The organism is Gilvimarinus gilvus (assembly GCF_030518155.1).
GTDB lineage: Bacteria > Pseudomonadota > Gammaproteobacteria > Pseudomonadales > Cellvibrionaceae > Gilvimarinus > Gilvimarinus gilvus.
Genome location: NZ_JAULRU010000793.1, coordinates 1 through 307, shown reverse-complemented (window position 1 = coordinate 307; position 307 = coordinate 1). Strand labels below are relative to the sequence as shown.

The window sequence follows — 307 nt, the reverse complement described above, 5'->3', positions numbered from 1 at the left end:
GAAATATCGAAGTCTGGCAAAGTAATAAAGCTGTCGTCAATCCATTTAGCTGATAAAAAAGTTTGAATAAACCTTATACCTGTATTTAGAGTTGCTTTTGAACTTATATCTTGTCTGTAATTTACATAAGAAGCTAAACTTGTATAACTGCTTCCTCCATCTGGATATCGAGATTGAACCTTAAAATTGTCATTTGTAAACCCAACAATTTTGCTATTGTATACATCTAGTGTTTTTCCAAAAGATTCTGAACCAACATCGTTGTGTGTAAATTCAACTCCATAAGATAAAACTCTATTATTATTTT

The 307-nt window shown here is 30.3% G+C and carries 1 protein-coding gene; it reads right to left on the bottom strand.

Going from position 1 to position 307, the window contains the following annotated elements; all coding sequences use genetic code 11:
- On the bottom strand, positions 1-307 hold a 307-nt coding region (locus QWI17_RS20130; RefSeq protein WP_302724320.1), incomplete at both ends, for a hypothetical protein.